This is a genomic window from Pseudomonas sp. CDFA 610 (assembly GCF_021147865.1).
Classification (GTDB): Bacteria; Pseudomonadota; Gammaproteobacteria; order Pseudomonadales; family Pseudomonadaceae; genus Aquipseudomonas; species Aquipseudomonas alliivorans.
Genome location: NZ_JAGTPM010000011.1, coordinates 214,821 through 241,381 on the forward strand (window position 1 = coordinate 214,821; position 26,561 = coordinate 241,381).

At 59.9% G+C, this 26,561-nt stretch carries 23 protein-coding genes; 16 read left to right on the forward strand and 7 right to left on the reverse strand.

What is annotated here, in order from left to right; translation table 11 throughout:
• The first annotated feature begins 3 nt into the window (after positions 1-3).
• The 10 genes from murD (at position 4) to KDX39_RS21290 (ending at position 12,315) form a co-directional block, all read left to right on the forward strand.
• Complete coding sequence (gene murD, locus KDX39_RS21245) at positions 4-1,350, forward strand: UDP-N-acetylmuramoyl-L-alanine--D-glutamate ligase (protein WP_210042337.1); 1,347 nt, start codon at positions 4-6, stop codon at positions 1,348-1,350.
• The gene (gene ftsW, locus KDX39_RS21250; RefSeq protein ID WP_269439955.1) at positions 1,347-2,561 is read left to right on the forward strand and encodes a putative lipid II flippase FtsW; all 1,215 of its coding nucleotides are present in this window, start codon (positions 1,347-1,349) and stop codon (positions 2,559-2,561) included. Before murD ends, ftsW begins: the two co-directional genes overlap by 4 nt.
• Positions 2,551-3,621, forward strand: coding sequence for an undecaprenyldiphospho-muramoylpentapeptide beta-N-acetylglucosaminyltransferase (gene murG, locus KDX39_RS21255; protein ID WP_231661701.1), 1,071 nt, complete (start codon positions 2,551-2,553; stop codon positions 3,619-3,621). The genes ftsW and murG overlap by 11 nt, the downstream gene beginning before the upstream one ends.
• A complete protein-coding gene (murC, locus tag KDX39_RS21260) occupies positions 3,614-5,074 on the forward strand; it encodes a UDP-N-acetylmuramate--L-alanine ligase (RefSeq protein ID WP_099226300.1) in 1,461 nt (486 codons plus the stop codon). Before murG ends, murC begins: the two co-directional genes overlap by 8 nt.
• Complete coding sequence (locus KDX39_RS21265; protein ID WP_231661702.1) at positions 5,071-6,030, forward strand: D-alanine--D-alanine ligase; 960 nt, start codon at positions 5,071-5,073, stop codon at positions 6,028-6,030. The genes murC and KDX39_RS21265 overlap by 4 nt, the downstream gene beginning before the upstream one ends.
• 3 nt (positions 6,031-6,033) lie before the next feature.
• The gene (locus KDX39_RS21270; RefSeq protein WP_231661703.1) at positions 6,034-6,897 is read left to right on the forward strand and encodes a cell division protein FtsQ/DivIB; all 864 of its coding nucleotides are present in this window, start codon (positions 6,034-6,036) and stop codon (positions 6,895-6,897) included.
• Positions 6,898-6,911: 14 nt separating this feature from the next.
• On the forward strand, positions 6,912-8,168 hold the full coding sequence (ftsA, locus tag KDX39_RS21275; protein ID WP_004881500.1) for a cell division protein FtsA: 1,257 nt from the start codon (positions 6,912-6,914) through the stop codon (positions 8,166-8,168).
• Positions 8,169-8,252: 84 nt separating this feature from the next.
• The gene (gene ftsZ / locus KDX39_RS21280) at positions 8,253-9,440 is read left to right on the forward strand and encodes a cell division protein FtsZ (protein WP_099226297.1); all 1,188 of its coding nucleotides are present in this window, start codon (positions 8,253-8,255) and stop codon (positions 9,438-9,440) included.
• Between the two features lie 112 nt (positions 9,441-9,552).
• Positions 9,553-10,464: a UDP-3-O-acyl-N-acetylglucosamine deacetylase gene (gene lpxC, locus KDX39_RS21285; RefSeq protein ID WP_099226296.1), complete on the forward strand. Its 912-nt coding sequence runs from the start codon at positions 9,553-9,555 to the stop codon at positions 10,462-10,464.
• Positions 10,465-10,701: 237 nt separating this feature from the next.
• Complete coding sequence (locus KDX39_RS21290; RefSeq protein ID WP_231661704.1) at positions 10,702-12,315, forward strand: hybrid sensor histidine kinase/response regulator; 1,614 nt, start codon at positions 10,702-10,704, stop codon at positions 12,313-12,315.
• A gap of 16 nt (positions 12,316-12,331) precedes the next feature.
• On the opposite strand, the gene KDX39_RS21295 is transcribed toward KDX39_RS21290, so the two are convergent.
• Positions 12,332-12,787, reverse strand: a complete 456-nt coding sequence (locus KDX39_RS21295) for a DUF721 domain-containing protein (RefSeq protein ID WP_231661705.1) — start codon at positions 12,785-12,787, stop codon at positions 12,332-12,334.
• A 305-nt stretch (positions 12,788-13,092) separates the two neighbouring features.
• Here KDX39_RS21295 and secA point away from each other — a divergent pair, with 305 nt between their 5' ends.
• From secA to KDX39_RS21315, 4 genes are all read left to right on the forward strand, one after another.
• Complete coding sequence (gene secA / locus KDX39_RS21300; protein ID WP_231661706.1) at positions 13,093-15,831, forward strand: preprotein translocase subunit SecA; 2,739 nt, start codon at positions 13,093-13,095, stop codon at positions 15,829-15,831.
• A 111-nt stretch (positions 15,832-15,942) separates the two neighbouring features.
• Positions 15,943-17,160, forward strand: coding sequence for a bifunctional glutamate N-acetyltransferase/amino-acid acetyltransferase ArgJ (argJ, locus tag KDX39_RS21305; RefSeq protein ID WP_231661707.1), 1,218 nt, complete (start codon positions 15,943-15,945; stop codon positions 17,158-17,160).
• A 51-nt stretch (positions 17,161-17,211) separates the two neighbouring features.
• Complete coding sequence (locus KDX39_RS21310; protein WP_231661708.1) at positions 17,212-17,838, forward strand: glutathione S-transferase family protein; 627 nt, start codon at positions 17,212-17,214, stop codon at positions 17,836-17,838.
• Between the two features lie 2 nt (positions 17,839-17,840).
• Positions 17,841-18,788: a Nudix family hydrolase gene (locus KDX39_RS21315; protein WP_231661709.1), complete on the forward strand. Its 948-nt coding sequence runs from the start codon at positions 17,841-17,843 to the stop codon at positions 18,786-18,788.
• 116 nt (positions 18,789-18,904) lie between these two features.
• On the opposite strand, the gene KDX39_RS21320 is transcribed toward KDX39_RS21315, so the two are convergent.
• The 3 genes from KDX39_RS21320 to KDX39_RS21330 are packed head-to-tail and all read right to left on the reverse strand — an operon-like array spanning position 18,905 to position 22,499.
• Complete coding sequence (locus KDX39_RS21320; RefSeq protein ID WP_231661710.1) at positions 18,905-19,483, reverse strand: cob(I)yrinic acid a,c-diamide adenosyltransferase; 579 nt, start codon at positions 19,481-19,483, stop codon at positions 18,905-18,907.
• Positions 19,484-19,497: 14 nt separating this feature from the next.
• Complete coding sequence (locus tag KDX39_RS21325) at positions 19,498-21,534, reverse strand: sensor histidine kinase (RefSeq protein WP_231661711.1); 2,037 nt, start codon at positions 21,532-21,534, stop codon at positions 19,498-19,500.
• Between the two features lie 44 nt (positions 21,535-21,578).
• Complete coding sequence (locus KDX39_RS21330; RefSeq protein WP_231661712.1) at positions 21,579-22,499, reverse strand: putative 2-dehydropantoate 2-reductase; 921 nt, start codon at positions 22,497-22,499, stop codon at positions 21,579-21,581.
• 171 nt (positions 22,500-22,670) lie between these two features.
• On the opposite strand from KDX39_RS21330, the gene KDX39_RS21335 reads away from it, so the two are divergent.
• Both KDX39_RS21335 and KDX39_RS21340 read left to right on the forward strand, forming a co-directional pair.
• On the forward strand, positions 22,671-23,150 hold the full coding sequence (locus KDX39_RS21335; RefSeq protein ID WP_099226286.1) for a YajQ family cyclic di-GMP-binding protein: 480 nt from the start codon (positions 22,671-22,673) through the stop codon (positions 23,148-23,150).
• 119 nt (positions 23,151-23,269) lie between these two features.
• A complete protein-coding gene (locus KDX39_RS21340; RefSeq protein ID WP_099226285.1) occupies positions 23,270-24,100 on the forward strand; it encodes a mechanosensitive ion channel family protein in 831 nt (276 codons plus the stop codon).
• Positions 24,101-24,165: 65 nt separating this feature from the next.
• Here KDX39_RS21340 and KDX39_RS21345 read toward each other — a convergent pair whose 3' ends face one another.
• From KDX39_RS21345 to KDX39_RS21355, 3 genes are read right to left on the reverse strand one after another with little or no spacing between them, the layout of a single operon-like run.
• Complete coding sequence (locus KDX39_RS21345; RefSeq protein ID WP_371321840.1) at positions 24,166-24,477, reverse strand: hypothetical protein; 312 nt, start codon at positions 24,475-24,477, stop codon at positions 24,166-24,168.
• Positions 24,478-24,519: 42 nt separating this feature from the next.
• Positions 24,520-26,070, reverse strand: coding sequence for an AmpG family muropeptide MFS transporter (locus KDX39_RS21350; RefSeq protein ID WP_184321160.1), 1,551 nt, complete (start codon positions 26,068-26,070; stop codon positions 24,520-24,522).
• A 54-nt stretch (positions 26,071-26,124) separates the two neighbouring features.
• The gene (locus KDX39_RS21355; RefSeq protein WP_184321157.1) at positions 26,125-26,481 is read right to left on the reverse strand and encodes an MGMT family protein; all 357 of its coding nucleotides are present in this window, start codon (positions 26,479-26,481) and stop codon (positions 26,125-26,127) included.
• Positions 26,482-26,561 lie beyond the last annotated feature (80 nt).

Genomic DNA, 26,561 nt, shown 5'->3' on the forward strand with positions numbered 1-26,561 from the left:
CGAGTGTCCCTGATCGTTTCCGACCGCTTCCGCATTGTCGTGGGTCTAGGCAAAAGCGGCATGTCTCTGGTTCGCTTCCTGGCGAACCGGGGCGTGTCCTTTGCCGTGGCCGACACGCGGGAGAATCCGCCGGAACTGGCGACCTTGCGCCGGGATTACCCGCAGGTGGAAGTGCGTTGTGGCGAGCTGGACGTGGAATTCCTCTGCCGTGCCGACGAAGTCTATGTGAGCCCGGGTCTTGCCCTCGCGACGCCTGCCTTGCAGCAGGCTCAGGCGCGTGGCGTGAAGATGGCGGGCGATATCGAGCTGTTCGCGCGTTACGCGAAAGCGCCGATTGTTGCCATCACCGGTTCCAATGCCAAAAGCACCGTGACGACGCTGGTGGGCGAGATGGCTGCAGCGGCAGGCAAGCGCGTTGCCGTCGGTGGCAACCTGGGTACTCCGGCGCTCGATCTGCTCAGCGATGACGTTGATCTGTACGTGATGGAGCTCTCCAGCTTTCAACTGGAAACCACCGATCAGCTCAATGCTGAAGTGGCGACCGTGTTGAACATCAGTGAAGACCACATGGACCGTTACAGCGGTCTGCCGGCCTACCACCTGGCCAAGCACCGGATCTTCCGGGGCGCGCGGCAGGTGGTGGTCAATCGTCAGGACGCATTGTCCCGCCCGTTGATTGGCGAAGGTCTGCCGTGCTGGACGTTCGGTTTGAACAAACCGGACTTCCACGGCTTTGGTCTGCGCGAAGAAAACGGCGAAAAGTATCTGGCCTTCCAGTTCGAAAACCTGATGCCTGTTCGCGAGCTGAAAATGCGCGGTGCGCACAACCACGCAAACGCACTGGCAGCTCTGGCGCTGGGCCATGCGGTTGGTCTGCCGTTTGATGCCATGTTGTCGGCGCTGCGTGAGTTCTCGGGTCTCGAGCATCGCTGTCAGTGGGTCCGTGAGCTGAACGGTGTTCATTATTACAACGACTCCAAAGCCACCAACGTTGGTGCTGCACTGGCGGCCATCGAAGGTCTGGGCGCAGACATTCCGGGCAAGCTGGTGCTGATCGCCGGTGGCGACGGCAAGGGCGCCGATTTCAGCGGCCTGCGTGCTGCGGTTGCTGCGCATTGTCGCAGCGTCGTGCTGCTGGGGCGTGATGCCGAAAGGCTCGCTCAGGCATTGGGCGACGCGGCACCGCTTGTGCGTGTCGACACGCTACAGGCAGCAGTTGAAAGCAGTGCTGAACTGGCTCAGGGCGGCGACGCCGTTTTGCTGTCCCCGGCCTGCGCCAGTCTGGACATGTTCAAGAATTATGAAGAGCGCGGACGAGTGTTCGCGCAGGCAGTGGAGTGCTTGTCATGATCTTCGGTGTGATCAAGCCGTATCCATCGCCTTTGATCAGCGGACGGGGCATCGACCTCGACTTCCCGATGCTGGTCGGTTGTCTTGCCTTGCTGGGCCTCGGTCTGGTGATGATTACCTCTGCGTCGTCGGAAGTCGCCGCCGTGCAGTCGGGCAACACGCTGTACATGATGACGCGTCACCTGGTGTATCTGTTGATCGGTCTGGGCGCGTGCGGTGTGACCATGATGATTCCGGTCGCCACCTGGCAGCGCCTGGGCTGGCTGATGCTGCTCGGTGCGTTCGGCTTGCTGCTGCTGGTGCTGGTACCGGGTATCGGACGCGAGGTGAACGGCTCGATGCGCTGGATCGGTTTTGGCGCGTTCAACGTGCAGCCGTCCGAAATCGCCAAGGTCTTCGTGGTGATTTTTCTGGCCGGTTACCTGATTCGTCGTCAGCAGGAAGTGCGTGAAAGCTGGATGGGCTTCTTCAAGCCGTTCATCGTGCTGCTGCCCATGGCCGGTCTGTTGCTGATGGAGCCTGACTTCGGTGCAACCGTCGTGATGATGGGGGCTGCGGCTGCGATGCTGTTCCTGGGCGGCGTCGGGCTGTTCCGCTTCTCGCTGATGGTCGTGCTGGCGGTTGCTTCGGTGGTCGTACTGGTTCAGGCCCAACCTTACCGGATGGCGCGTCTGACCAACTTTACCGATCCATGGGCCGATCAGTTCGGTTCCGGCTACCAACTGACACAGGCGCTGATCGCCTTCGGTCGAGGCGAATGGTTCGGTGTCGGTCTGGGCAACAGCGTCCAGAAACAATTCTATCTGCCGGAAGCGCATACGGACTTCGTGTTCTCCGTACTCGCCGAAGAGCTGGGTGTCGTGGGTTCGTTGCTCACGGTTGCGCTGTTCCTGTTCGTCAGTATTCGTGGCATGTACATCGGTATGTGGGCAGAAAGGGCCAAACAGTTCTTCGGTGCCTACGTTGCCTACGGTCTTTCTTTCCTGTGGATCGGTCAGTTCCTGATCAACATCGGTGTGAACGTCGGTCTGTTGCCGACCAAGGGGCTGACGTTGCCGTTCCTGAGCTACGGCGGCAGCTCGTTGGTGATCTGCTGTGCCAGCCTGGGGCTGCTGCTGCGCATCGAATGGGAATCGCGCAACAACATGGGCAGTGAAGAGGCCGAGTTCAAAGAGAGCGACTTCGCCGAGGAGGCGCCTCATGGACGCTAACGTACTGATCATGGCGGGCGGTACCGGCGGGCATGTATTCCCGGCGCTGGCCTGCGCGCGCGAATTCCAGTCGCGTGGCTACAAGGTTCACTGGCTGGGCACCCCGCGTGGCATCGAGAACGAACTGGTGCCTCAGGCCGGTCTGGCCCTGCACCTGATCAATGTCACTGGTTTGCGTGGCAAGGGGCGTCTGTCCCTGCTCAAGGCTCCGCTGATGTTGCTCAAGGCGCTGATGCAGGCCCGCAAGGTGGTGCGTGAGCTCAAGCCGGTGTGTGTGGTCGGCTTCGGTGGCTATGTCACAGGTCCCGGTGGCCTTGCGGCGAAGCTGGCAGGCGTACCGTTGATCATTCACGAGCAGAACGCTGTGGCCGGCACTGCCAATCGCAGCCTTGCGTCGTTCGCCAGCCGTGTATGCGAGGCGTTCCCCAATACCTTCGCGGCCTCGAAGAAACGCCGCACGACCGGCAATCCGGTGCGTGTCGAGCTGTTTCTTGAAACCCCGCGTCAGGCCCTGGCCGGTCGCAAGGCGCGTCTGTTGGTGCTGGGCGGCAGCCTGGGTGCGGAGCCGCTGAACAAACTGCTGCCCGAAGCGCTGGCGCAACTGCCCGAGGATATCCGGCCAGAGGTGTTTCATCAGGCGGGCAAGAATCACGACGAAATCACCGCCGAGCGCTATCGCAACGTGGGCGTCGAGGCGCAAGTGGCGCCATTCATCCAGAACATGGCTCAAGCGTACAGCTGGGCCGATCTGGTGGTCTGCCGCGCAGGCGCACTGACCATCAGCGAACTGGCGGCCGCAGGCCTGCCGTCGCTGCTGATCCCGCTGCCCCATGCGATCGATGACCATCAGTCCCGTAACGCTGACTATCTGGCTCGCGAAGGCGCAGCCTTTGTCATGCCGCAAGCGACAACTGGCGTAGCCGAGATGGCTGCACGCCTGAAAGAGGTTTTGATGCAACCCGAACAATTGAACAGCATGGCCCGCACGGCACGTCGCCTGGCCAAGCCCGATGCAACCAATACCGTGGTCGATGTCTGTGTGGAGGTGGTCAATGGTTGAGAGTCAGCGCGCCATGCCGCAACCTGAAATGCGCCGCATCCGTCGCATCCACTTCGTCGGTATCGGCGGTGTCGGCATGTGCGGCATTGCCGAGGTTCTGTTGAACCTGGGCTACGAAGTTTCGGGTTCCGACCTCAAAAGTTCTCCGGTGACCGAACGTCTCGAATCGTTCGGCGCGCAGATTTTCCTCGGCCATCGCGCCGAGAACACCGTGGGTGCCGATGTGCTGGTGGTGTCCAGTGCGGTCAACACGACCAACCCCGAAGTGGCCACCGCTCTGGAACGCCGTATTCCGGTCGTGCCCCGCGCCGAGATGCTGGCCGAGCTGATGCGCTATCGCCACGGCATCGCGGTTGCCGGTACCCACGGCAAGACCACCACCACCAGTCTGATCGCTTCGGTATTCGCGGCCGGTGGCCTGGACCCGACGTTCGTGATCGGTGGTCGTCTGAATGCTGCCGGCACCAATGCCCAGCTGGGCACCAGCCGTTATCTGATCGCCGAAGCCGACGAAAGCGATGCCAGCTTCCTGCATCTGCAGCCGCTGGTTGCAGTGGTCACCAACATCGACGCCGATCACATGGCGACCTACGAAGGTGACTTCAACAAATTGAAGAAAACCTTCGTCGAGTTCCTGCACAACCTGCCGTTCTATGGGCTGGCGGTCATGTGCATCGATGATCCTGTGGTCCGTGAAATCCTGCCGCAGGTCAAGCGTCCGATCCTCACTTACGGCTTCAGCGAAGAAGCCGATGTGCGCGCAATCAACGTGCGCCAGGACGGCATGCTGACGTTCTTTACCGTGCTGCGTCGCGACCGCGAGCCGCTGGATGTGTCCGTGAACATGCCGGGCAATCACAACGTGCTCAACTCGCTGGCGACCATCGCGATCGCGACCGACGAAGGCGTCAGTGATGAAGCCATCGTTCAGGGGCTGTCCGGCTTTCAGGGCGTGGGCCGTCGCTTCCAGGTTTATGGCGAACTGCCGGTTGAAGGCGGCAACGTGATGCTGGTCGACGACTACGGCCACCACCCGCGTGAAGTGGCGGCGGTGATCAATGCCGTTCGTGGTGGCTGGCCGGATCGTCGTCTGGTCATGGTTTACCAGCCGCACCGTTTCAGCCGCACCCGTGATCTGTACGACGATTTCGTGCAGGTGCTGGCCGATGCCAATGTTCTGTTGCTGATGGAAGTCTACCCGGCCGGTGAAGAACCGATCCCCGGTGCGGACAGCCGCAACCTGTGCCACAGCATTCGTCAGCGAGGCCAGCTTGATCCGATCTACATCGAGCGTGGCGTCGAGCTGGCACCGCTGGTCAAGCCGCTGCTGCGCGCGGGCGACATCCTGCTGTGCCAGGGCGCGGGCGACATCGGTGGTCTGGCTCCGCAATTGCTCAAGAGTCCGCTGTTCGTCGGCGCAAAAGTGGCTTCTACCGAAGGTAAGCTGAAATGACAGCCGTCGCCCCGTCTTCCCTGCGCTCGACACTCGAGCCGAAAAGTTTCGGCCGCGTTGCCGTGCTTTTTGGTGGCAAGAGTGCCGAGCGGGAAGTGTCCCTGAAATCCGGTCAGGCAGTGCTTGAGGCACTGCAGGCTGCCGGTGTGGATGCGTTCGGCATCGACGTGGGCGACGATTTCCTACAGCGACTGGTGAGTGAAAGGATCGACCGCGCGTTCATCGTGCTGCACGGCCGTGGCGGCGAAGACGGCACCATGCAGGGGCTGCTGGAGTGCCTGGAAATCCCCTATACCGGCAGCGGCGTGCTCGCTTCTGCTCTGGCCATGGACAAGCTGCGCACCAAGCAGGTCTGGCAGAGCCTGGGCCTTGCGACGCCTTTGCATGCGGTACTCGTCAGCGAACAGGATTGTATTTCTGCCGCGACGGAACTGGGCTTCCCTTTGATCGTCAAACCGGCCCATGAAGGCTCAAGTATCGGTATGGCTAAAGTGACCAGCGTCGACGAATTGATCGCCGCCTGGAAAGCTGCCAGTACCTACGATTCGCAAGTCCTGGTCGAGCAGTGGATTCAGGGGCCGGAGTTCACTGTGGCCTCTCTGCGTGATCAGGTGCTCCCGGTCATCGGTCTGGGCACTCCTCACAGCTTTTACGACTACGACGCCAAGTACCTTGCTTCCGATACCCAGTACCGGATTCCATGCGGGCTGAGCGACGAGCGTGAGCAGGAACTCAAGCAACTGACAGCACGCGCCTGCGAAGCCATTGGCATCGCAGGCTGGGCGCGCACGGATGTCATGCAGGACGCGCAAGGCAAGTTCTGGCTGCTGGAAGTCAACACAGTACCAGGCATGACCGATCACAGCCTGGTTCCGATGGCCGCACGTGCAGCAGGCCTTGATTTTCAGCAACTGGTGTTGGCGATTCTGGCCGACAGCGTTCAGGCGAGGGGTTAAGGCATGAACGCTTCGGCACGTCATCAGCCTCCAGCACCCAACCGCAAGCCGGTGCCTCGTGGCGCCAGCCGGATGGTGGCCAAGGAGCCGCTGTCTGCGCGCATGCCCAAGCCGAGCTTCGGTTTCCTGAAGCGTCTGTTCTGGCCTGTGATGCTGGTGGTGCTGGGCCTTGGTACGTACGAAGCGGCGCTGCGGATCATGCCGTACGCCGACCGCCCGATCACCCGCATCAATGTGCAGGGCGATCTGAGCTATATCAGTCAGCAGGCCGTGCAGCAGCGGATTGCACCGTTCGTGGCCTCGAGCTTTTTCAAGATCGATCTGGCCGCGATGCGCACCGAGCTTGAACAGATGCCATGGATTGCACATGCCGAAGTCAGGCGTGTGTGGCCGGACCAGGTGGTGATTCGCCTGGAAGAGCAGTTGCCCGTTGCCCGTTGGGGTGACGAATCACTGCTCAACAACCAGGGACAGGCTTTCACGCCGCGTGAACTGTCCAACTATGAACATCTTCCCCAGTTGTTCGGCCCGCAGCGGGCCCAGCAGCAGGTGATGCAGCAATACCAGGTGTTGAGTCAGATGTTGCGCCCCATGGGGTTCTCCATCGCGCGCCTGGAATTGCGCGAGCGTGGCAGCTGGTTCCTGACTACAGGCGCCGGTAGTGCCGGGCCGGGTATCGAGTTGTTGCTGGGACGCGACCATCTCGTCGAAAAAATGCGCCGCTTCATCGCGATTTACGACAAAACGCTTAAAGACCAAATCACGAATATTGCGCGCATCGACCTGCGTTACGCCAACGGCCTTGCGGTTGGCTGGCGTGAACAGGCAGCGCCGACGTCGGAAAAACCCGCCGTCGCGAAGAATTGATAAGAGGCAGGACCATGGCAAATGTGCAAAGCGGCAAAATGATCGTCGGGCTGGATATCGGTACCTCCAAGGTGGTGGCACTGGTAGGCGAAGTCGCGGCCGATGGCTCGCTGGAAATCGTGGGTATCGGTACCCATCCCTCCCGCGGCCTGAAAAAGGGCGTGGTGGTGAACATCGAGTCGACCGTGCAGTCGATCCAGCGCGCCGTCGAAGAGGCCCAGCTGATGGCTGGCTGCCGCATTCACTCGGCGTTCGTCGGCGTCGCGGGCAACCACATCCGCAGCCTGAACTCCCACGGCATCGTGGCGATCCGTGACCGTGAAGTGAGCTCTGCGGATCTTGAACGCGTACTCGACGCCGCCCAGGCCGTTGCCATCCCTGCCGATCAGCGCGTCCTTCATACGCTGCCTCAGGACTACGTGATCGACAACCAGGAAGGTGTTCGTGAGCCGCTGGGCATGTCGGGCGTTCGTCTGGAAGCCAAGGTGCACGTCGTGACCTGTGCAGTGAACGCTGCTCAGAACATCGAGAAGTGCGTGCGTCGCTGCGGTCTGGAAGTCGACGACATCATCCTGGAGCAACTGGCCTCTGCCTATTCGGTCCTGACCGATGATGAGAAAGAGCTGGGCGTCTGCCTGGTGGACATCGGCGGTGGCACCACCGACATCGCGATCTTCACCGAAGGCGCGATCCGGCACACCGCGGTGATTCCGATTGCGGGCGATCAGGTGACCAACGATATCGCCATGGCGCTGCGCACACCGACCCAGTACGCCGAAGAAATCAAGATTCGTTATGCCTGCGCCCTGGCCAAGCTGGCCGGTGCTGGTGAAACCATCAAGGTACCGAGCGTGGGCGACCGTCCACCTCGCGAACTGTCCCGCCAGGCGCTGGCCGAAGTGGTCGAGCCTCGTTACGACGAGCTGTTCACCCTGATCCAGGCTGAGTTGCGTCGCAGTGGTTATGAAGACCTGATCCCGGCCGGCATCGTGCTGACCGGTGGTACCTCGAAAATGGAAGGTGCGGTGGAACTTGCCGAGGAAATCTTCCACATGCCGGTGCGCCTGGGCGTTCCGCATAGCGTCAAAGGGCTCGCTGATGTCGTTCGCAACCCGATCTACTCCACAGGCGTAGGCCTGTTGCTGTACGGGCTGCAGAAACAATCCGATGGCATTTCGCTGTCGGGGATTGTCGGCAACAGCAGTTACGGCGACGAACCCAAGGCTCCGGTGCTTGAGCGTATCAAGCGCTGGGTCCAGGGCAATTTCTAAGCTTCAACGATTCAAGATTCAACGCTTCAAAACAATAGCGGCAGGCAGTAGGCAAACTAACTAGAGAGCGGAAGGAGAGAGAAAATGTTCGAACTCGTAGACAACGTCCCGCAAAGCCCGGTAATCAAGGTCATCGGTGTAGGTGGTGGTGGCGGTAACGCTGTCAATCACATGGTCAAGAGCAACATCGAGGGCGTGGAATTCATCTGCGCCAACACGGATGCTCAAGCGCTGAAAAACATCGGCGCGCGCACCATTCTGCAATTGGGCACAGGCGTGACCAAAGGTCTTGGCGCTGGCGCCAACCCTGAAGTCGGTCGTCAGGCCGCACTGGAAGACCGTGAGCGCATTGCAGAAGTCCTGCAAGGCACCAACATGGTGTTCATCACCACGGGCATGGGCGGCGGTACCGGTACCGGTGCAGCACCGATCATTGCCGAAGTGGCCAAGGAAATGGGCATTCTGACGGTCGCAGTCGTGACCCGTCCGTTCCCGTTCGAAGGCCGCAAGCGTATGCAGATCGCCGATGAAGGCATCCGCATGCTGTCCGAAAGCGTCGACTCGTTGATCACCATTCCCAACGAGAAGCTGCTGACCATCCTGGGTAAGGACGCCAGCCTGCTGTCGGCTTTCGCCAAGGCAGACGATGTTCTGGCCGGTGCCGTTCGCGGTATCTCCGACATCATCAAGCGTCCGGGCATGATCAACGTCGACTTTGCCGACGTACGTACCGTGATGAGCGAGATGGGCATGGCGATGATGGGCACTGGCTGCGCCAGCGGTCCTAACCGTGCACGTGAAGCGACCGAGGCCGCCATCCGCAACCCGCTGCTCGAAGACGTCAACCTGCAGGGCGCGCGCGGCATCCTGGTCAACATCACCGCCGGTCCTGACCTGTCTCTGGGTGAATACTCGGACGTGGGCAGCATCATCGAGGCGTTCGCTTCCGAGCACGCGATGGTCAAGGTCGGTACCGTTATCGATCCGGACATGCGTGACGAGTTGCACGTGACCGTGGTTGCGACCGGTCTGGGCGCGAAAATCGAGAAGCCTGTCAAGGTGATCGACAACACCCTGCAGACCACTCAGCAGCCTTCGGCTCAGCCAGCGGCCCGTCAGGAAGCCCCTTCGGTCAACTACCGCGATCTGGACCGTCCTACCGTGATGCGCAATCAGGCACACGCAGGCGCAACGGCAGCAGCGAAGATGAACCCTAACGATGATCTGGACTACCTGGACATCCCGGCTTTCCTGCGTCGTCAGGCCGATTGATGAAATGTATCAGGGGTATTAGGGTGATTGGTGTTCAGCAAAGGCATGGTCTGCTATCATCGCCAGCCTTTGTTGATACCAGTTCGCAACTTGCGCTGAAGCGGCCCATGCCATGATTAAACAACGCACCCTGAAAAATATTATCCGTGCCACAGGTGTAGGCCTGCACTCCGGGGAGAAGGTTTACCTGACCCTCAAGCCCGCACCTGTGAATACCGGCATTGTGTTTTGCCGAGCCGACCTTGATCCTGTCGTGCAGATCCCTGCGCGTGCGGAAAACGTCGGTGACACCACTCTGTCGACCACGCTGGTCAATGGTGATGTCAAAGTTGACACGGTAGAACACCTGCTTTCGGCCATGGCTGGCCTTGGCATCGATAACGCCTACGTCGAGCTCTCTGCCTCCGAAGTTCCTATCATGGACGGCAGCGCAGGCCCTTTCGTATTCCTGATTCAATCGGCTGGCCTGGAAGAGCAGGACGCGCCGAAGAAATTCATCCGGATCCTGCGTGAAGTCACAGTGGAAGAGGGCGGTAAACGCGCTACTTTCGTGCCTTTCGAAGGGTTCAAGGTCAGTTTCGAGATCGATTTCGATCACCCCGTCTTCCGTGACCGCACCCAGAGTGCAAGCGTGGACTTTTCCAGCACTTCCTTCGTGAAGGAAGTCAGCCGTGCCCGTACCTTCGGGTTCATGAGTGACATCGAGTACCTGCGCAAGCACAACCTCGCACTCGGCGGCAGTGTGGAAAACGCCATCGTGGTCGACAAGGAAGGCGTATTGAACGAAGACGGCCTGCGGTACGAGGACGAATTCGTCAAACATAAAATCCTGGACGCCATTGGTGACCTTTACCTGCTGGGCAATAGCCTGATCGGTGAGTTCAAGGGCTTCAAGTCGGGGCACGCACTGAACAATCGTCTTCTGCGTGCGCTTATCGCGCAGACAGATGCCTGGGAAGTGGTGACCTTCGAGGATGCCAGTACGGCACCTATTTCTTACATGCGTCCTGTCGCGGCCGTGTAAGCAAGCTTTACTCTCTTTCCTTTTGTTCTTTAAAGGCTGCCCTCGGGTGGCCTTTTTTTATGTGTTGAAGAATGTCGATCTGGCTGTCCATATCACTCATCAAATCCGCTGCGCCTTTTGGCGAGCAGAAAACCGTGAGTTTTTGTTTATCCGGTGAGAGGTGTCTGTAACGATCGGCAGCAGGTGTCAGGTATCGTGACAGCTCATACAGGCTTTTCCATTGAGAGAAGATGGCAGATGAGCGACCGGAAAAATGCCGAGCTGGATCAGGCGACCTTGCGTCTGATCGTGGCGACCTTTGCGATCACCTATGTCTCATTGATCGGCTTGCTGCCGGGGCTGAACGTCGCCCAATATGAACCGATCATCATGTATTACGCCGCCTTCCTTGTGGTTTCCCTGGTGTTGCGTCAGCACATCATCAGTTACCCCGGTGAGTTCGTCGTGCGACGTGTGTTTGGGATGGTGCATGACTACACCGGAATATCGGTCGGGCTGGTGGTAGGGGGCGAGGCGACACTGCCCATTTTCAGCGTCATGGTCTGGGTTACGCTCGGCAATGGCATGCGTTACGGTTCTCGCTATCTGGCGATCGCTGCGTCTCTGGCGATGTTGGCGATCCTTATCATCTATCAGTTGACGCCTTATTGGCAGGCGCAGCCGTTCATGGTTCTGATGCTGGTGGCGATCACTATTCTGGTGCCTGGCTACGCCCACATTCTGTTGGTAAGGACCCGTCAGGCTTCAGAGCAGGCCACCATGGCCAATCAGGAGAAAGAGCGGTTTCTGGCCCAGGCCAGTCACGACCTGCGTCAACCCATTCACTCGATCGGCATGTTCACCGCCTGTCTGCGCTCAAGCCCTTTGGGCGAGTACGAGCGCCAACTGGTCGACAACATTGATCGCTCCCTGCACAACGTCTCGCAACTGTTTCGCTCCATTCTGGATATTTATACGCTGGACAGCGGCAAGGTCTCGGCCAAGTCCGATATCGTTCATCTGGGCGAGATGCTTCGCGATGTGGTTCAGCAGAACGCTGCGGCGGCACGCTGGGCTGGCGTCGAGTTGAGACTCAGACCATGTCGGCACTGGGCCAGGGTCGATGGCACGCTGCTTTCTACCATGGTCCAGAATATTCTCTCCAATGCGCTCAAATATGCGCCTGATCGTCCGGTTTTGATTGGCGTGCGTCGATCCTCAGGCGGGCTTTCAATCAGTGTTCATGATCAGGGGCGCGGTATTGCCTCGGAGCACCTGCCCCGCGTGTGTGATGAGTTTTATCGCGTCCGTCACCTGCGCGACAAGGACGTCGAGGGCGTCGGGCTGGGGTTGTCTATCGTGAAGCGGCTCAGCCAGATCCTCGGCGTAAGGATCAGAATCGACTCAAAGGTGGACCGTGGTACTACGGTCACCATCGATGGGCTCGAAGAGGTGGGCGCGCCGGTTCAGCCTGTGCGCAGGAAAGTACTGGGGGACAGCCTGCTCAAGGGGGTGAAGATTTGTCTGGTGGAGGACGACGAAAACGTCCTGATGGCCACCGCTGCGTTGCTCGAGCGCTGGGGGTGTCTGGTTCAGCCCGCGCGTTCCGCCGAGGGGCTGACCACCGACTGCGACATTATCGTTGCCGATTACGATCTGGGCACGACCGCCAATGGGCTCGACTGCATTGATCAGGTACGTGCTGCACGTGGCTGGGATGTGCCGGCGCTGATCGTCACAGGGCGTGAAGTGGAGAAGGTGCAGGAGGCGCTGCAGGGGCGGGAGGTTTCGATATTGTCCAAGCCGCTCAGGCCGTCGGAGCTGCGACTCAATCTGCTGTCCATGCGTGAGAGGCTCACAGCGAGTCCGTGATCGGCCTGTGAGCCTTTCAGCGCTTGTCTCTGGCGTGACTGGCCAACCGCTCCAGTGCGGCGCGCAGCTTGGGGTCGGTAATGCCTTCGGCGGTGGCCTGAATATTTTCGGCGGCGACCGTGGACAAGTCGATTGTGTGCGTTGCCGCACCGCGTGGCGCTGCCGGTGGCTGAACCTTGAATACGATGCGGGTCAGGTTGATGAATTCATCGAACGCGACCAATTGTCGGTGCAGCCGCTTCTGCTGATAACGCAGACGGGTGGCCCAGTGACCGTCCGTCACGATCAGCAGCAGGCTGCCTTCGCGCCACGAAGCTACATGACAATGTTCGCGGGCAGCCGGCTGCAACTGGCTTTCGACCAGGCGTTGCAGGTGACTCAGGCGCTCAGCGTGCCTGAAGATAGCCTTCAAAGGCTTGGCTTCGCGCAGCAGCACGGCAGGCGCGCGAGCGTTCAGAGGACGAAAAGCCATGGGAATGTGCCTTGGTGACAAGGCGCTCATCTTAACAGAAAGCATTGTAACGGCTGCTTTCAGAGGCCTTTCCGTGCTTTCATATGCAAATCAATGAGTAACTTCCCCGTTTTGCGGGTTGAAGTGCTTGAAAATGGCCCCATTGTAAATCTGCCCCGTCACAGCGCTGTGCCAGCATCGTGGAATAACGCCACTTTCCTCACCATCGTTTCCGGGTAGAATGCTCGTTCGCATGCAGCCATCAGGGCTGCACGGGCGACTCACGGGGCCGCCCTCCATTCCTATGTGTGGAAGATCCTGTCGATATGTTTGCGCCTTTGTTGAAAAAACTTTTTGGAAGCAAGAACGAGCGTGAAGTCAAACGCATGCTCAAGACGGTTCAACTCGTCAATGCCTTCGAAGAGCAAATGGTGGCCCTTTCGGACGAGCAATTGCGCGCCAAGACCGAAGAGTTCAAGGCCCGCATAGCCAAAGGCGAGACCCTCGATCAACTGCTGCCGGAAGCATTTGCCGTCGCGCGTGAAGCGGGCAAGCGTGTCATGGGCATGCGCCACTTCGATGTTCAGCTGATCGGCGGCATGACGCTGCACGAAGGTCAGATCGCAGAGATGCGTACCGGTGAAGGTAAAACCCTCGTCGGCACCCTGGCGGTCTACCTCAACGCCTTGTCGGGCAAGGGTGTTCACGTGGTTACCGTGAACGACTACCTGGCACGCCGCGACGCCAACTGGATGCGCCCGCTGTACGAATTCCTCGGTCTGACCGTAGGTATCGTCACGCCATTCCAGCCGCCGGAAGAAAAGCGCGCAGCCTATGCCGCTGACATCACCTACGGCACCAACAACGAATACGGCTTCGACTATCTGCGCGACAACATGGCGTTCAGCATGGACGACAAGTTCCAGCGCGAACTCAACTTTGCCGTGATCGACGAAGTCGACTCCATCCTGATCGACGAAGCGCGTACGCCGCTGATTATTTCCGGTCAGGCTGAGGACAGCTCCAAGCTGTACACCGAAATCAACCGCCTGATCCCCAAACTCGAACAGCACATCGAGGAAGTGGAAGGCCAGGTCACCAAGGCCGGTCACTTCACCGTCGACGAGAAGACCCGTCAGGTCGAGCTGAACGAAGCCGGTCACCAGTTCATCGAAGAGATGCTCACCGAAGTCGGCCTGCTGGCTGAAGGCGAGAGCCTGTATTCGGCGCATAACCTGGGCCTTCTGACCCACGTCTATGCCGGTCTGCGTGCGCACAAACTGTTCAACCGCAACGTCGAGTACATCGTCCAGGACGGTCAGGTGCTGCTGGTCGATGAGCACACAGGTCGTACCATGCCGGGTCGTCGCTTGTCCGAGGGCCTGCATCAGGCCATCGAAGCCAAGGAAAACCTGAACATTCAGGCCGAGAGCCAGACCCTGGCATCGACCACATTCCAGAACTACTTCCGTCTGTACAACAAACTGTCCGGCATGACCGGTACCGCCGACACCGAAGCATTCGAATTCCACCAGATCTACAACCTGGCCGTGATGGTCATTCCGCCGAACAAGCCGCTGGCCCGTAAGGACTTCAACGACCTCGTCTACCTGACGGCGGAAGAGAAGTACGCGGCCATCGTGACCGACATCAAGGCCTGCCTGGCGGAAAACCGTCCGGTGCTGGTGGGTACGGCGACCATTGAAACCTCCGAGCACATGTCTCGTCTGCTGAATGCTGAAGGCATCGAGCACAAGGTTCTGAACGCCAAGTTCCACGAAAAGGAAGCAGAGATCATCGCTCAGGCCGGTCGTCCGGGCGCGTTGACCATTGCTACCAACATGGCCGGTCGTGGTACCGACATCCTGTTGGGCGGTAACTGGGAAGTCGAAGTCGCAAACCTGGAAGACCCGACCCCTGAGCAGATTGCGCAGATCAAGGCCGACTGGCAGAAGCGTCATCAGCAAGTCATCGAAGCGGGCGGTCTGCACGTGATTGCCTCCGAGCGCCATGAATCGCGCCGTATCGACAACCAGCTGCGCGGTCGTGCCGGTCGTCAGGGCGATACCGGTTCCAGCCGCTTCTACCTGTCGCTGGAAGACAGCCTGATGCGCATCTTTGCCTCTGACCGGGTGAAGAACTTCATGAAGGCGCTGGGCATGCAGTCCGGCGAAGCCATCGAACACCGCATGGTGACCAACGCCATCGAGAAAGCGCAGCGCAAGGTCGAGGGTCGCAACTTCGACATCCGCAAGCAGTTGCTTGAATTCGATGACGTGGCCAACGAGCAGCGCAAAGTGATCTATCACATGCGTAATACGCTGCTGGCGGCCGACAATATCGGCGACACCATCGCTGACTTCCGCGCTGAAGTGCTCAACAACCTGATCAGCCAGCACATTCCGCCACAATCGCTGCCCGAGCAGTGGGATGTTCCAGGCCTGGAAGCTGCACTGAACACCGACTTCGCCGTGAAGCTGCCGATTCAGCAGTGGCTCGACGAAGACGATCACCTGCACGAAGACACCCTGCGCACCAAGATCATGGATCAGTTGCTGGTCGCGTATAACGAGAAAGAAGATCAGGCCAGTGCCGAAGCGCTGCGCTCCTTCGAGAAGCAGATTCTGTTGCGTGTTCTGGACGACCTGTGGAAAGACCATCTGTCGACCATGGATCACCTGCGTCACGGTATTCACCTGCGTGGCTATGCCCAGAAAAACCCGAAACAGGAATACAAGCGCGAGTCGTTCACCCTGTTCCAGGAATTGCTGGACTCCATCAAGCGCGACACCATCCGCGTTCTGTCCCACGTTCAGGTTCGTCGCGAAGACCCCGAGGAAGAAGAGGCGCGTCAGCGTCAGGAAGCCGAGGAACTGGCCAAGCGCATGCAGTTCGAACACGCCGAAGCTCCTGGTATCGACCAGCCTGCGCTGATCGAGGAAGAAGGCGAGGCTGTTGCCGTGGCCACTTTACCGGTTCGCAACGACCAGAAGCTGGGTCGCAACGAGCTGTGCTGGTGTGGTTCGGGCAAGAAATTCAAGCACTGTCACGGCCAGATCAACTAAGGTCCTGACACTGTAATACCCGCGCCGCGACCGGCTTGCCCGTCGCGGCGTTTTTTCATTGAATCGCCGTACCGATGTGGGCGGCGCATACACTCCACGAGGAGCACCCCGATGGCTGTTGGTCTTGGTCCGTTGCCTACGCTGCACCCGGTTCCCGGTTTTGAACTTGGCATCTCTTCTGCCGGCATCAAACGCCCGGGGCGCAAGGATGTCGTGGTCATGCGCTGTGCCGAAGGTTCGAGCGTTGCCGGTGTGTTCACGCTGAACGCGTTCTGCGCGGCACCGGTCATCCTGGCCAAACAGCGCGTACAGGGCGCTGTGCGTTACCTGCTGACCAACACTGGCAACGCCAATGCGGGTACCGGTGAACCCGGCCTCGCTGCCGCCCGCCGCACCTGCGAAAAGCTGGCCGAGCTGACCGGCGTCGATGCGTCTGCCGTATTGCCTTACTCAACCGGCGTGATCGGCGAGCCGCTGCCTGTGGAAAAGATCGAGGGCGCGCTGCAAGCGGCTCTTGATGATCTGTCTGTGGATAACTGGGCGGCTGCGGCCACCGGCATCATGACCACCGACACCCTGCCCAAGGGCGCGAGCCGTCAGTTCCAGCATGACGGCGTGACCGTCACAGTGACCGGTATCAGCAAGGGCGCAGGCATGATTCGGCCTAACATGGCGACCATGCTCGGCTACATCGCCACCGACGCCAAGGTTTCGCAGAGCGTTCTGCAGGACCTGATCCGTGATGGGGCGAACAAGTCGTTCAACCGCATCACCATCGATGGCGATACATCGACCAACGATTGCTGCATGCTGATCGCGACCGGTCAGGCCAACGTGCCTGAAGTGACCGAAGCCAAAGGTCCGCTGTTCGATGCGCTGAAAAAAGCCGTGTTCGACGTCTGCATGGAAGTCGCTCAGGCCATCGTGCGTGATGGTGAGGGTGCAACCAAGTTCGTCACCGTTGAAGTCAATGGCGGCGGCAATCATCAGGAATGTCTGGATGTCGGCTACGCCGTGGCTCACTCGCCGCTGATCAAGACTGCGCTGTTTGCCTCCGACCCGAACTGGGGTCGCATTCTGGCTGCAGTAGGCCGTGCGGGCGTGCCGGATCTGGATGTCAGCAGGATCGACGTGTTCCTGAGCGGCGTGTGCATCGCCAGCAAGGGTTGCCGTGCCACGACCTACACCGAAGAGCAGGGCTCGGCCGTCATGGCCGAAGAGGAGATCACCATCCGCATTGAGCTGGGCCGAGGTGATTGCAGCGAAACGATCTGGACCACCGACCTGTCCCACGAATACGTGAAGATCAACGCGGAATACCGCACCTGATTCATTCCGGCGCGGGCGATCACTCGCCTGCGCCATTCAACGGAGTTGAACATGAGCCTGCACCTAATCATCGGCGACAAACGCTATTCCTCCTGGTCGCTGCGTCCCTGGCTGGTGCTGGAGATGACCGGCGCGCCGTTCACCGATCAGGTCATCCGCCTGAACCTGCCTGATACCCGCGAAAACATCCTCAAGTATTCGCCTACCGGCAAAGTACCTGCGCTGCAGTGCGAACACGGCACCATCATCGATTCACTGGCGATCTGTGAGTATCTGGTCGAGCGCTTCCCGGATGCTGATCTGTGGCCGCGTGATATCGCCGCCCGTGCCCAGGCGCGTTCCGCCTGCGCGCAGATGCACAGCGGCTTCATGAGCCTGCGCTCCAATATGCCGATGGACCTGCGCCAGGATCAGGCGCTGGAAGTCATTCCGGTCGACACCCAGACCGACATCGACCGCGTCGTCGCCCTTTGGGCTGAATGCCGCAAGGCAGCTGCGCAAGACGGGCCTTTCCTGTTTGGTCGTCCAAGCATTGCCGATGCGTTCTTCGCGCCGGTGGCAATCCGGTTACGCACGTATCGCGTTGCATTGCCTGACGAAGCGCTGGCCTACATCGAAACCATCTACCAATGGCCTGCCTTCCAGCGCTGGCAGCAGGCTGGTCTAGAGGAGTCCTGATCGTGAAACGCATTCACGTGGCCGCTGCCGTCATTCGTGGCGCCGACGGCAGGATACTGATCGCCAGACGGGCGGACAGTCAGCACCAGGGCGGTCTGTGGGAGTTTCCCGGCGGCAAGGTCGAAGCGGGCGAAGCGGTCGAGACTGCACTGGGGCGCGAACTGCAGGAAGAGCTGGGCATCGTGGTCACGGCGGCACGTCCACTGATCAAGATTCAGCACGACTATCCGGACAAGCATGTGCTGCTGGATGTGTGGGAAGTCTCGGCGTTCACCGGCGAGCCGCACGGTGCCGAAGGTCAGCCGCTGGTCTGGGCGTCTTCTCGTGAACTGGCCAACTACGACTTTCCGGCGGCCAACCGGCCGATTGTCGCTGCGGCGCGTCTGCCGGGCGAATACCTGATCACCCCTGAAGGGCTGGACAACGTCGAAGTTCTGCGCGGTATTCAGAAAGCCATTGCTGGCGGTATCAAGCTGGTTCAACTGCGTGCGCCGGGCGGCTACGACCCCAAGTACCGCGACATGGCAGTGGACGCAGCCGGTCTGTGCGCAGGCAAGGCGCAACTGATGCTCAAAGGGCCGCTGGAATGGCTGGGCGATTTTCCGTCCGCCGGTTGGCACCTCACGGCCGAGCAACTGCGCAAATACGCCAGCCGTGGACGGCCGTTTCCTGAGGACCGCTGGTTGGCGGCTTCATGCCACAACGCCGAAGAGCTGGCGCTGGCCGAGCAGATGGGCGTTGACTTCGTGACCCTGTCACCGGTGCAGCCCACCTTGACACATCCCGAGGCGCAGCCATTGGGCTGGGAGCATGCAGCGCAGTTGATCACAGGCTTCAGCAAGCCTGTTTACCTGCTGGGTGGTGTTGGGCCTGCCGAAAGGCGGAAAGCGTGGGAAAACGGTGCTCAAGGCGTTGCAGGGATACGTGCGTTCTGGCCTGAAGAGCTCTGATGATCTGGAGCGTTACCACGTCTCTGCGTGGTAACGCCGCTCAGGATGTGCCGCGTTCGTTCTTGAATGCGCAGAGCGCACCAGAGCATGGGCGCGATCAGCAGTCTGGTGCAGCCTTACTCCGGCTTTGGCGCAGGCTGCCACAGGATCTCAGCGATGCCTTGTCGCCGGGCAATTATCCGGGCTGCGACGAACAGCAGGTCTGACAATCTGTTGATGTACGCCAGCCCAGACCCTTCCAACGGTTCTACCGCATTCAGATGCTGGCAGCGACGCTCGGCACTGCGGGCCAGACTGCGGCACACATGAGCCTGTGCAATCAGCGCTGATCCGCCAGGCAGGATGAAGTTTTCCAACGGCCCCAATTCTTCGTTCCAGACATCAATCGCCGCCTCGAGACGCTCAACTTCAGCGCTGTTCAGGGCCTTGTAACTGGGCATTGCCAGCTCGCCGCCAAGATCGAACAGGCGGTGCTGACAGGGGGCCAGAACGTCGATCACTTCGTTGAGCCCGGACACACTCGGCGCCTGTTCGATAAGCCCGGCGAGCAGCAGACCAAGCTGGCTGTTGAGGGTGTCGACCTCGCCAATGGCCTCGACGCGTGGGTGATCCTTTGACACTCGACGGCCGTCGCCCAGACCGGTTTCCCCGGCATCGCCGGTACGTGTGTAGATTTTCGACAAACGAAAGCCCATTCAGTGGCTCCTGGTCATAGCTTGGAAATAACCTGTTGCTGCACATTCACCTGATTGGCGATCAGCGGCAGGCGCAGCGTGAAGCAGGTTCCATTGCCGACGGAAGATTGCACTTCCATCTGGCCCTTGTGATTGTTGGTGATGATGAAGTACGACACCGACAGGCCCAGTCCAGTGCCCTGACCGATCTCCTTGGTGGTGAAAAACGGCTCGAAGGTGCGTTTGCGCACGTTTTCCGACATGCCGATGCCGTTGTCTTCCACCTGAATTTCGGCCCACGGCGGATTGAGTCGAGTGCGCAGGATGATGCGTCCCTCATCCTCGCCATCGGGCCGTTGATGAATCGCCTGAGCGGCGTTTTTCAGCAAATTGAGGAGCACTTGTTCCAGTTCGTTGGCAATGCATGGCACCGGTCCCAGCTCCGGATCGAACTGGCGGATGATGTGCTGGCCCTTGAAGTCGAATCCGATGGTCAGGTCGAAATCGTTGCTGGCGATTTCCACGGCCTGATCAATCAGCGCGGGCAGGTCGCAGGGCGAGAGCTGACGGTTGCTCAGACGGCTGAAATTGAGCATATGGCTGACAATCTTCGCTGCCCGCGCGCCCGCCTGCTGAATGCCATCCAGCAACTGCGGCACTTCGCGGCTGGTCAGGTAGTGATTCACCACGGCCAGGTCAATCCCGTCAGCCTCGGCCTGTTCGATGTTCTTGGGCAGGTCGGGCGACAGACGCCGGCGTATGTTCTGCACGTTATGCAGGATCGCGCCCAACGGATTATTGATTTCATGCGCCATGCCTGCTGCGAGGCCGCCAACCGAAAGCATTTTTTCCGACTGCACCATCATCTCTTCCAGCGAGATGCGTTGGGTAATGTCATCAATCCGTATAACCACACCACGGCCCGCATCGCCGGTCAGCGGGTAGAAGGTCAGCGCGTAATGGCGCGGCTCGTCGTTCTTGATCCAGGTCACGCGCTCGATCTTGGTCACGCTGTGTCGTTCAACAGTGTGTTTGATCTGCGGCAGAAACGAGCGCATCGGCTCGAAGGCGATGAAGATCGGCTGGTTCATCGCCTCGTCCAGGGTTGTGCCGGAAAGCGCGCTGGCTTCCTGATTCCACTGCGTCACGTACAGCTGCTCGTCGAGCGCGATCATGGCCGAGGGCATCGAGTCGATGATGCTGTTGAGGTAATTCTGAAAACCCGTGAGCTTCTTTTCGATCTTGCTGCGTACCTGAACTTCAAGCTCGAGCTTGCGATTGGTATGTCGGGTTTCCTCGGCAAGACCCTGTGCCTGATCGTAGGCTTCCTGAGAGTCGTCGCGGGCGCGTTTGAGTTGCTGCTCGCGTGCTTCGATACGCGACAGCATGGTGTTGAACGCTTCAGCCAGACTGCCGATTTCATCTTCGTTGCCAGGTTCGGCGCGCAGCGCATAGTTCTCTTCGCGAGTGACCTGGCGGGACAATTCTTCCAATTGGTAGATGGGCTCGGTGATCAGCCGACGAATCTGCCGGGCCACGACCAGCCACAGCAAGACGCTGAACACCAGAATACCCAGGCTTGCAGTCAGAGTGCCGGTGTAAAACGCGGGCGGCAGTTCACTGCTGGCGACCAGCAGCAGGTGGCCCGGCGGCGCGTCGCCTTTGGGCACGGTGATGACCTGCGTGCTGCGAAACTCGGTCAGGCGCCAGCTTTCAAGGTCTTTGAAGTGATGAGGCAGCTCAAGGCCTTCGCCTTGCTGCACTTGTCCCAGCCGCTCGCCATCGTTGTCGTAGATGGCTGCCGCCCGCAACGGACCGTAGCTTTTCAGCTCCCTCAGCAATGCACGCGCGTCGTCGGGTGAGTTCAGCGCGTTTTCATTGAGGTTGGCGCTGCTGATCAGGCGGCCAATGGTCTGCAAGGCCTGCGGCGCCATGGCTTCCTGGGAAATGTAATAGGCCGCGCTGATGAAGGTCAGGTTGGCGACCAGCAGGACAGTGGTCATCAGAACCAGCAGGGCGGCCAGCAGCTTCTGGCCGACAGGCAGGTTTTCCAGACGTTGGCGCAAAGGCATGGGGCAGGTCGCAGTGGCAAGTGGAGCAAGCAGGGTAGCGCGGGCTAGTCAGTACGCAAACCCTTGCTTGCCAGATGCGTGACCAGCCGCGTCTGCAATTGTTGCAAGTGCGGCACCTGACAGCGATGTCGCGCCGCCGCCGTACAGGCGTAGCCCAGCAGATAGCTGATTTCGGTGCGCCGCTGATGCACCACGTCCTGATACATCGATGAGTAGTTCGCTGCCGTGGCCTTGATGACCCGCACCACCTCGCTGTGCAGGTCCACAGCGGCCGCTGGCTGACCACAGCAGTGCAACAGGTCGGTCAGTTCGGCGCAGAGCGTGGCGACTTCACAGTGATGCTCCAGCAATTGGCCGTTGCGGCAATCGTGCAGCACCGTCAGTGGGTTTACCGCGCAATTGAGCGCCAGCTTGCGCCAAAGGCGCGTGAGAATATCCGGTGTCCATTCATGAGGAATCGAGCTGGCATGCAAGTCCTTCAAAAGCGACGGTGGGGCAGGGTTCGCGGCATCACCCAGCCAGGTGAAGCCATGACCGGCAAAGACCACCTGCCAGTCGGCCTTGCAGAACGCACCTTCGGTGCTCGAGGCGAAGATACAGCGCGCATGTGGCACTCGCGCTGCGACAGCGTCCTGACTGCCGAGGCCGTTCTGCAACAGGATCACCTCGGCGTCGGCCGTCAAACGGTGCGCCAGTTGCGCCACGGCCTGTTCGGCGTCATAGGCCTTGCAGGCCACCAGCAGACGAGCGATCGGCGTCTGATCGTCCAGGGCTTGTGCAGGTACCGGGAACGAACGGGCCGCATCGTTTTCTATCAAGGTCAGGCAGCCGCCGCTGGCCTGATACGCGGCCACACGGGCGGCGTCACGCAGCGCCAGGCGTACCGGCACGTTTGCCCTGGCCAGCCGCGCAGCCCAAAGACTGCCCAGACTGCCTGCGCCCAATACGTGCCAGGTCGTCGCCATCAGTTGTCGGCCTTCAAGGACAAACGCGGCCCTAAAGCAGTGAAATCAGTATTCGACATGAAAGGCTCACAGTGAAGGCCGGAAAAGTCTCGTTATAATGAGCGTTCTTTCATACCGTCAAGTCATGCGCGCCGTTGATTGCCGTGCGCGCCGTTCAATTGGAGAACATACATGCCCTCGTTCGACGTAGTGTCCGAATTGGATAAGCACGAAGTCACGAATGCCGTCGACAACGCCATCAAGGAGCTGGACCGTCGCTACGACCTGAAAGGCAAGGGGACGTTCGAGTTCAAGGAACTGACTGTCAGCCTGACCGCTGAAGCAGACTTCCAGCTTGAAGCCATGATCGAGATCCTCAAGCTCGCACTGGTCAAGCGCAAGATCGACGCCAAGTGCCTGGAGATCAAGGACGCCTACGCCTCCGGCAAGTTGATGAAGCAGGAAGTCATCCTGCGCGAAGGCATCGACAAGGAGCTGGCGAAGAAGATCGTCGCTCACATCAAGGAAGCCAAGCTCAAGGTCCAGGCCGCCATTCAGGGCGAGCAGGTGCGTGTCACCGGCAAGAAGCGTGACGACCTGCAGGAAGCCATCGCAGCCCTGCGCGCCTACGATTCGGGCATGCCGCTGCAGTTCAACAACTTCCGTGACTGACGATTTGCAGCGCTGACCGGGGAACCAAGGGTTGCCCGGCCAGTCCGAATCGCCCTGTGCATTGAAACGACAGCCGTGGCTGTCCATCGACACCGGTTCGTCAGGTTAAGGAGATAAAGATGGATTTAAATGCAGAAGTCGGTCACCTGTGGCAAGCGTCGCAGGCCTGGATTCCGATGATCATGCAGTACAGCGGTCGCCTGCTTCTGGCGCTCGTTACGCTGTGCATCGGCTGGTGGCTGATCAACAAAGTGACCGGCAAGCTAGGCGCCCTGTTGGCGCGACGACATGCAGATCTGGCGTTGCAAGGCTTCGTCAGCAGCCTGGCCAATATCATTCTGAAGATCCTGCTGGTGGTCAGTGTCGCGTCGATGATCGGCGTCGAAACCACTTCATTCGTTGCGGCCATCGGTGCGGCCGGTCTGGCCATCGGTCTGGCCTTGCAGGGCAGCCTGGCGAACTTTGCGGGCGGCGTGCTGATTCTGCTGTTTCGTCCGTTCCGTATCGGGGACTGGATCGAAGCGCAGGGCGTGGCAGGGACGGTCGACAGCATTCAGATCTTTCACACCGTGCTGCGTACCGGTGACAACCGCACCGTGATCATGCCCAATGGCAATCTGTCCAACGGCATCATCACCAACACCAACCGCCAGCCGACCCGCAAGGTCGTGTTCGACATTGGTGTCAGCCACGACGCGGACCTGAAGCAAGCCTTGCAAGTCCTGCTGGACATGGCAAAGGACCCGCGCGTACTCGAAGATCCTGCTCCGCAGGCCGTTGTCGCGGCGCTGGGTGAAAATGCGATCACTCTGTCGCTGCGGGTCTGGACCAAGACCGGTGACTTTGGCGATGTGGTGTCACTGTTCAATATCGAAGCGCGTGATCGTCTGAAAGACGCAGGTATCGATATTCCCGCGCCGCAGCGGATGATGCGGGTCGTTCAGGAGTAACTGCTGGTAGCAAACAAAAAGCCCTGTCTCTCGCGAGCCAGGGCTTTTTGATGTGCGCGTGTCCGTTACAGGTTGGCCAGCGCGACTACGATACCGACCGCCGCGATGCCTGCACCCAGCACGTTCAGGAAAAACCCGAAACGCAGCGCTGTCGAGAGCCTCCACGGCTTGAAGCAGAACGCATAGACGATCAGAAAAATGATCGCGAAAATCTCAAGCTGTCCTAGCAGCACGATGGCACTGCCAACCGTCATCGGCTCGGCGGCGCTCGAGGCGGCATACGCCAGCGCGGTCCAGACCACAGGCACCCAGATACCCAGCCCGATCAGGGCAAGCATCAGGTATTGGTTGAAGCTTGGTTTTTTTGCGGTGTTCAATATCGTTCCTTTAGTATCGTGCGCGGAAAAGGCTCGTCGGCCTCAAGGCTTGTCAATGGTCGGTGACTGAGCAGGTTCTTCGATTTTCATGCCTTTGGCGTCCTTGCTCCACTGCAGAATGATCATCACCAGCGTCGGTACGCCGAGCAGGGCGGTGATCAGGAAGAAGTTGTGATAACCGAACTTCTCCACCATCACCCCCGAATAGCCGCCGATCAGACGCGGCAGCAGGAGCATGATCGAGCTGAGCAGGGCGTACTGGGTCGCCGAGAACTTGAGGTTGGTCAGGCTCGACAGGTAGGCCACGAACGCCGAGGTCGCGAGGCCTGAACTGAGGTTGTCCAGCGAGATCGTCAGGATCAGCATTTTGATGTTCGGCCCCATGTCTGCCAGCAGCAGAAACAGGATGTTGGTGGACGCTGAACTCAGGCCACCGATGAACAGAATCGGCATGATGCCGAAACGCACGATCAGCAGGCCGCCGACACCTGCGCCCAGCAGCGTCATGACCAGGCCGAAGATCTTGCTGACACTGGCGATCTGATCCTTGGTGAAGCCTTGGTCGATATAGAACACGTTGGCCATGACGCCCATGACCGTGTCCGACATGCGATAGGTGGCGATCAGCCCCAGCAGCAGCAAGGCCTGCCAGCGATAGCGCATGATAAAGTCGTTGATCGGGGTCAGGACCGGCGCCAGGCCGCGACGTCCCATCGAGGACAGGCAGCCGATGGTGAGCAGGGTATAGAGGATCGCGCGCAGGAAGGCCCGGTCTTCCAGCAGCAAGTCCATCCAGCTGGTGCCTCCGAACAGCACGCTGGCAAAATCGGTGTTGTAGAGCTGGGTGAACATTGCCGGGACCGACACCAGCAGCACGATCAGAACGAAGACAGAGGCCAATTGGTGAGTAAATCCGTAGCGCGCTGCCGACAGCTGTGTGCGCAACGGTACTGGCGGCTCTCGCATGATCAGCGTGGTGATCAGTGCAGGCAGCATCAGCAGGCCGAACAGCACGTAAGTGCCGGTCCAGGCCGAGTGCTTGTAAGCGAAGCCGGTCGAGCCGAAGCCTTCGGCGAAATACAGTGCGCCTGCGGTCGCCAGCAGTGCAGCAACGCGGTAGCCGGACATATAGCTGGCGGCCAGCGCGGCCTGCTGAGTGTCCTGGGCGATTTCCAGGCGATACGCATCGATCGCGATGTCCTGGGTTGCGGACGCGAAGGCCACGACCACAGCGATGGCGATCAACCAGGACAGATGTTGCTGCGGATCGCAGAAACCCATACCGATCAGGCCCAGCAGCACGAGGGTCTGGGACAGCACCAGCCAGGAGCGGCGACGGCCCAGTTTGCCGAGCAGCGGCAGGCGCCATTGATCGAGCAGTGGCGACCAGACCCATTTGAAGGCGTAGGCAAGACCGATCAGGCTGGCGTAGCCGATGGTTTCGCGAGCGACACCAGCTTCACGCAACCAGACGGATAACGTCGAAAAGACCAACATGTAAGGCATGCCCGCAGCGAATCCGAGCAGCAACAACACTAAAGTCGATGGGCTGGCATATGCGGCGAGCGCGGCGCGCCAGGTTTTACGGGGCATGGGCTGGAATCTGCCTCAGTTTACGAAAACAAAGGGCGCACTCTAACCGTTGAACTACATGGGGCGCCAGCCATGACGCTGCATATCAACCCGATTGTTCAGAATAGTAAGGCCTTCGGTACGCAAACGGGCGCGCTGTTCGTCACCGGAGGGGCTGCCGGGCGGTAGACTCAGCCTGCCACCGGCACCCAGGACACGGTGCCAGGGAAGCGCCGAACCCGGCGGCAACTGGCTCAAGGTGCGGCCTACCCAGCGGGCCGCCTTGCCAAGCCCGGCCAGTTCCGCCAGTTGCCCGTAGCTCACCACTTTTCCCTCCGGCACCTGAGCCAGGGTCAGATAAAGTGCTGTGCGCCGTGCGTCGGCGGGTGAAAGACCGCTGGGGTCGTTTTGCTCTGAAACGGGGTCAGTCACATGCTTATCCTGTATAAAACGAGATTGATTGTCGTTTCCTGGAACTACAGACGGATCTGGTGGTCAGTGATACCTGTGTT

What these genes read in the sequence shown, in the direction of transcription:
- murG (WP_231661701.1), top strand. Translation starts at nt 2,551, where the DNA reads ATGGACGCTAACGTACTGATCATGGCGGGCGGTACCGGCGGGCATGTA.
- secA (WP_231661706.1), top strand. Translation starts at nt 13,093, where the DNA reads ATGTTTGCGCCTTTGTTGAAAAAACTTTTTGGAAGCAAGAACGAGCGT.
- KDX39_RS21340 (WP_099226285.1), top strand. Translation starts at nt 23,270, where the DNA reads ATGGATTTAAATGCAGAAGTCGGTCACCTGTGGCAAGCGTCGCAGGCC.
- KDX39_RS21325 (WP_231661711.1), bottom strand. Translation starts at nt 21,534, where the DNA reads ATGCCTTTGCGCCAACGTCTGGAAAACCTGCCTGTCGGCCAGAAGCTG.
- ftsW (WP_269439955.1), top strand. Translation starts at nt 1,347, where the DNA reads ATGATCTTCGGTGTGATCAAGCCGTATCCATCGCCTTTGATCAGCGGA.
- KDX39_RS21270 (WP_231661703.1), top strand. Translation starts at nt 6,034, where the DNA reads ATGAACGCTTCGGCACGTCATCAGCCTCCAGCACCCAACCGCAAGCCG.
- KDX39_RS21320 (WP_231661710.1), bottom strand. Translation starts at nt 19,483, where the DNA reads ATGGGCTTTCGTTTGTCGAAAATCTACACACGTACCGGCGATGCCGGG.
- murC (WP_099226300.1), top strand. Translation starts at nt 3,614, where the DNA reads ATGGTTGAGAGTCAGCGCGCCATGCCGCAACCTGAAATGCGCCGCATC.
- ftsZ (WP_099226297.1), top strand. Translation starts at nt 8,253, where the DNA reads ATGTTCGAACTCGTAGACAACGTCCCGCAAAGCCCGGTAATCAAGGTC.
- argJ (WP_231661707.1), top strand. Translation starts at nt 15,943, where the DNA reads ATGGCTGTTGGTCTTGGTCCGTTGCCTACGCTGCACCCGGTTCCCGGT.
- KDX39_RS21295 (WP_231661705.1), bottom strand. Translation starts at nt 12,787, where the DNA reads ATGGCTTTTCGTCCTCTGAACGCTCGCGCGCCTGCCGTGCTGCTGCGC.
- KDX39_RS21265 (WP_231661702.1), top strand. Translation starts at nt 5,071, where the DNA reads ATGACAGCCGTCGCCCCGTCTTCCCTGCGCTCGACACTCGAGCCGAAA.
- KDX39_RS21310 (WP_231661708.1), top strand. Translation starts at nt 17,212, where the DNA reads ATGAGCCTGCACCTAATCATCGGCGACAAACGCTATTCCTCCTGGTCG.
- KDX39_RS21335 (WP_099226286.1), top strand. Translation starts at nt 22,671, where the DNA reads ATGCCCTCGTTCGACGTAGTGTCCGAATTGGATAAGCACGAAGTCACG.
- KDX39_RS21350 (WP_184321160.1), bottom strand. Translation starts at nt 26,070, where the DNA reads ATGCCCCGTAAAACCTGGCGCGCCGCGCTCGCCGCATATGCCAGCCCA.
- KDX39_RS21330 (WP_231661712.1), bottom strand. Translation starts at nt 22,499, where the DNA reads ATGGCGACGACCTGGCACGTATTGGGCGCAGGCAGTCTGGGCAGTCTT.
- lpxC (WP_099226296.1), top strand. Translation starts at nt 9,553, where the DNA reads ATGATTAAACAACGCACCCTGAAAAATATTATCCGTGCCACAGGTGTA.
- ftsA (WP_004881500.1), top strand. Translation starts at nt 6,912, where the DNA reads ATGGCAAATGTGCAAAGCGGCAAAATGATCGTCGGGCTGGATATCGGT.
- KDX39_RS21290 (WP_231661704.1), top strand. Translation starts at nt 10,702, where the DNA reads ATGAGCGACCGGAAAAATGCCGAGCTGGATCAGGCGACCTTGCGTCTG.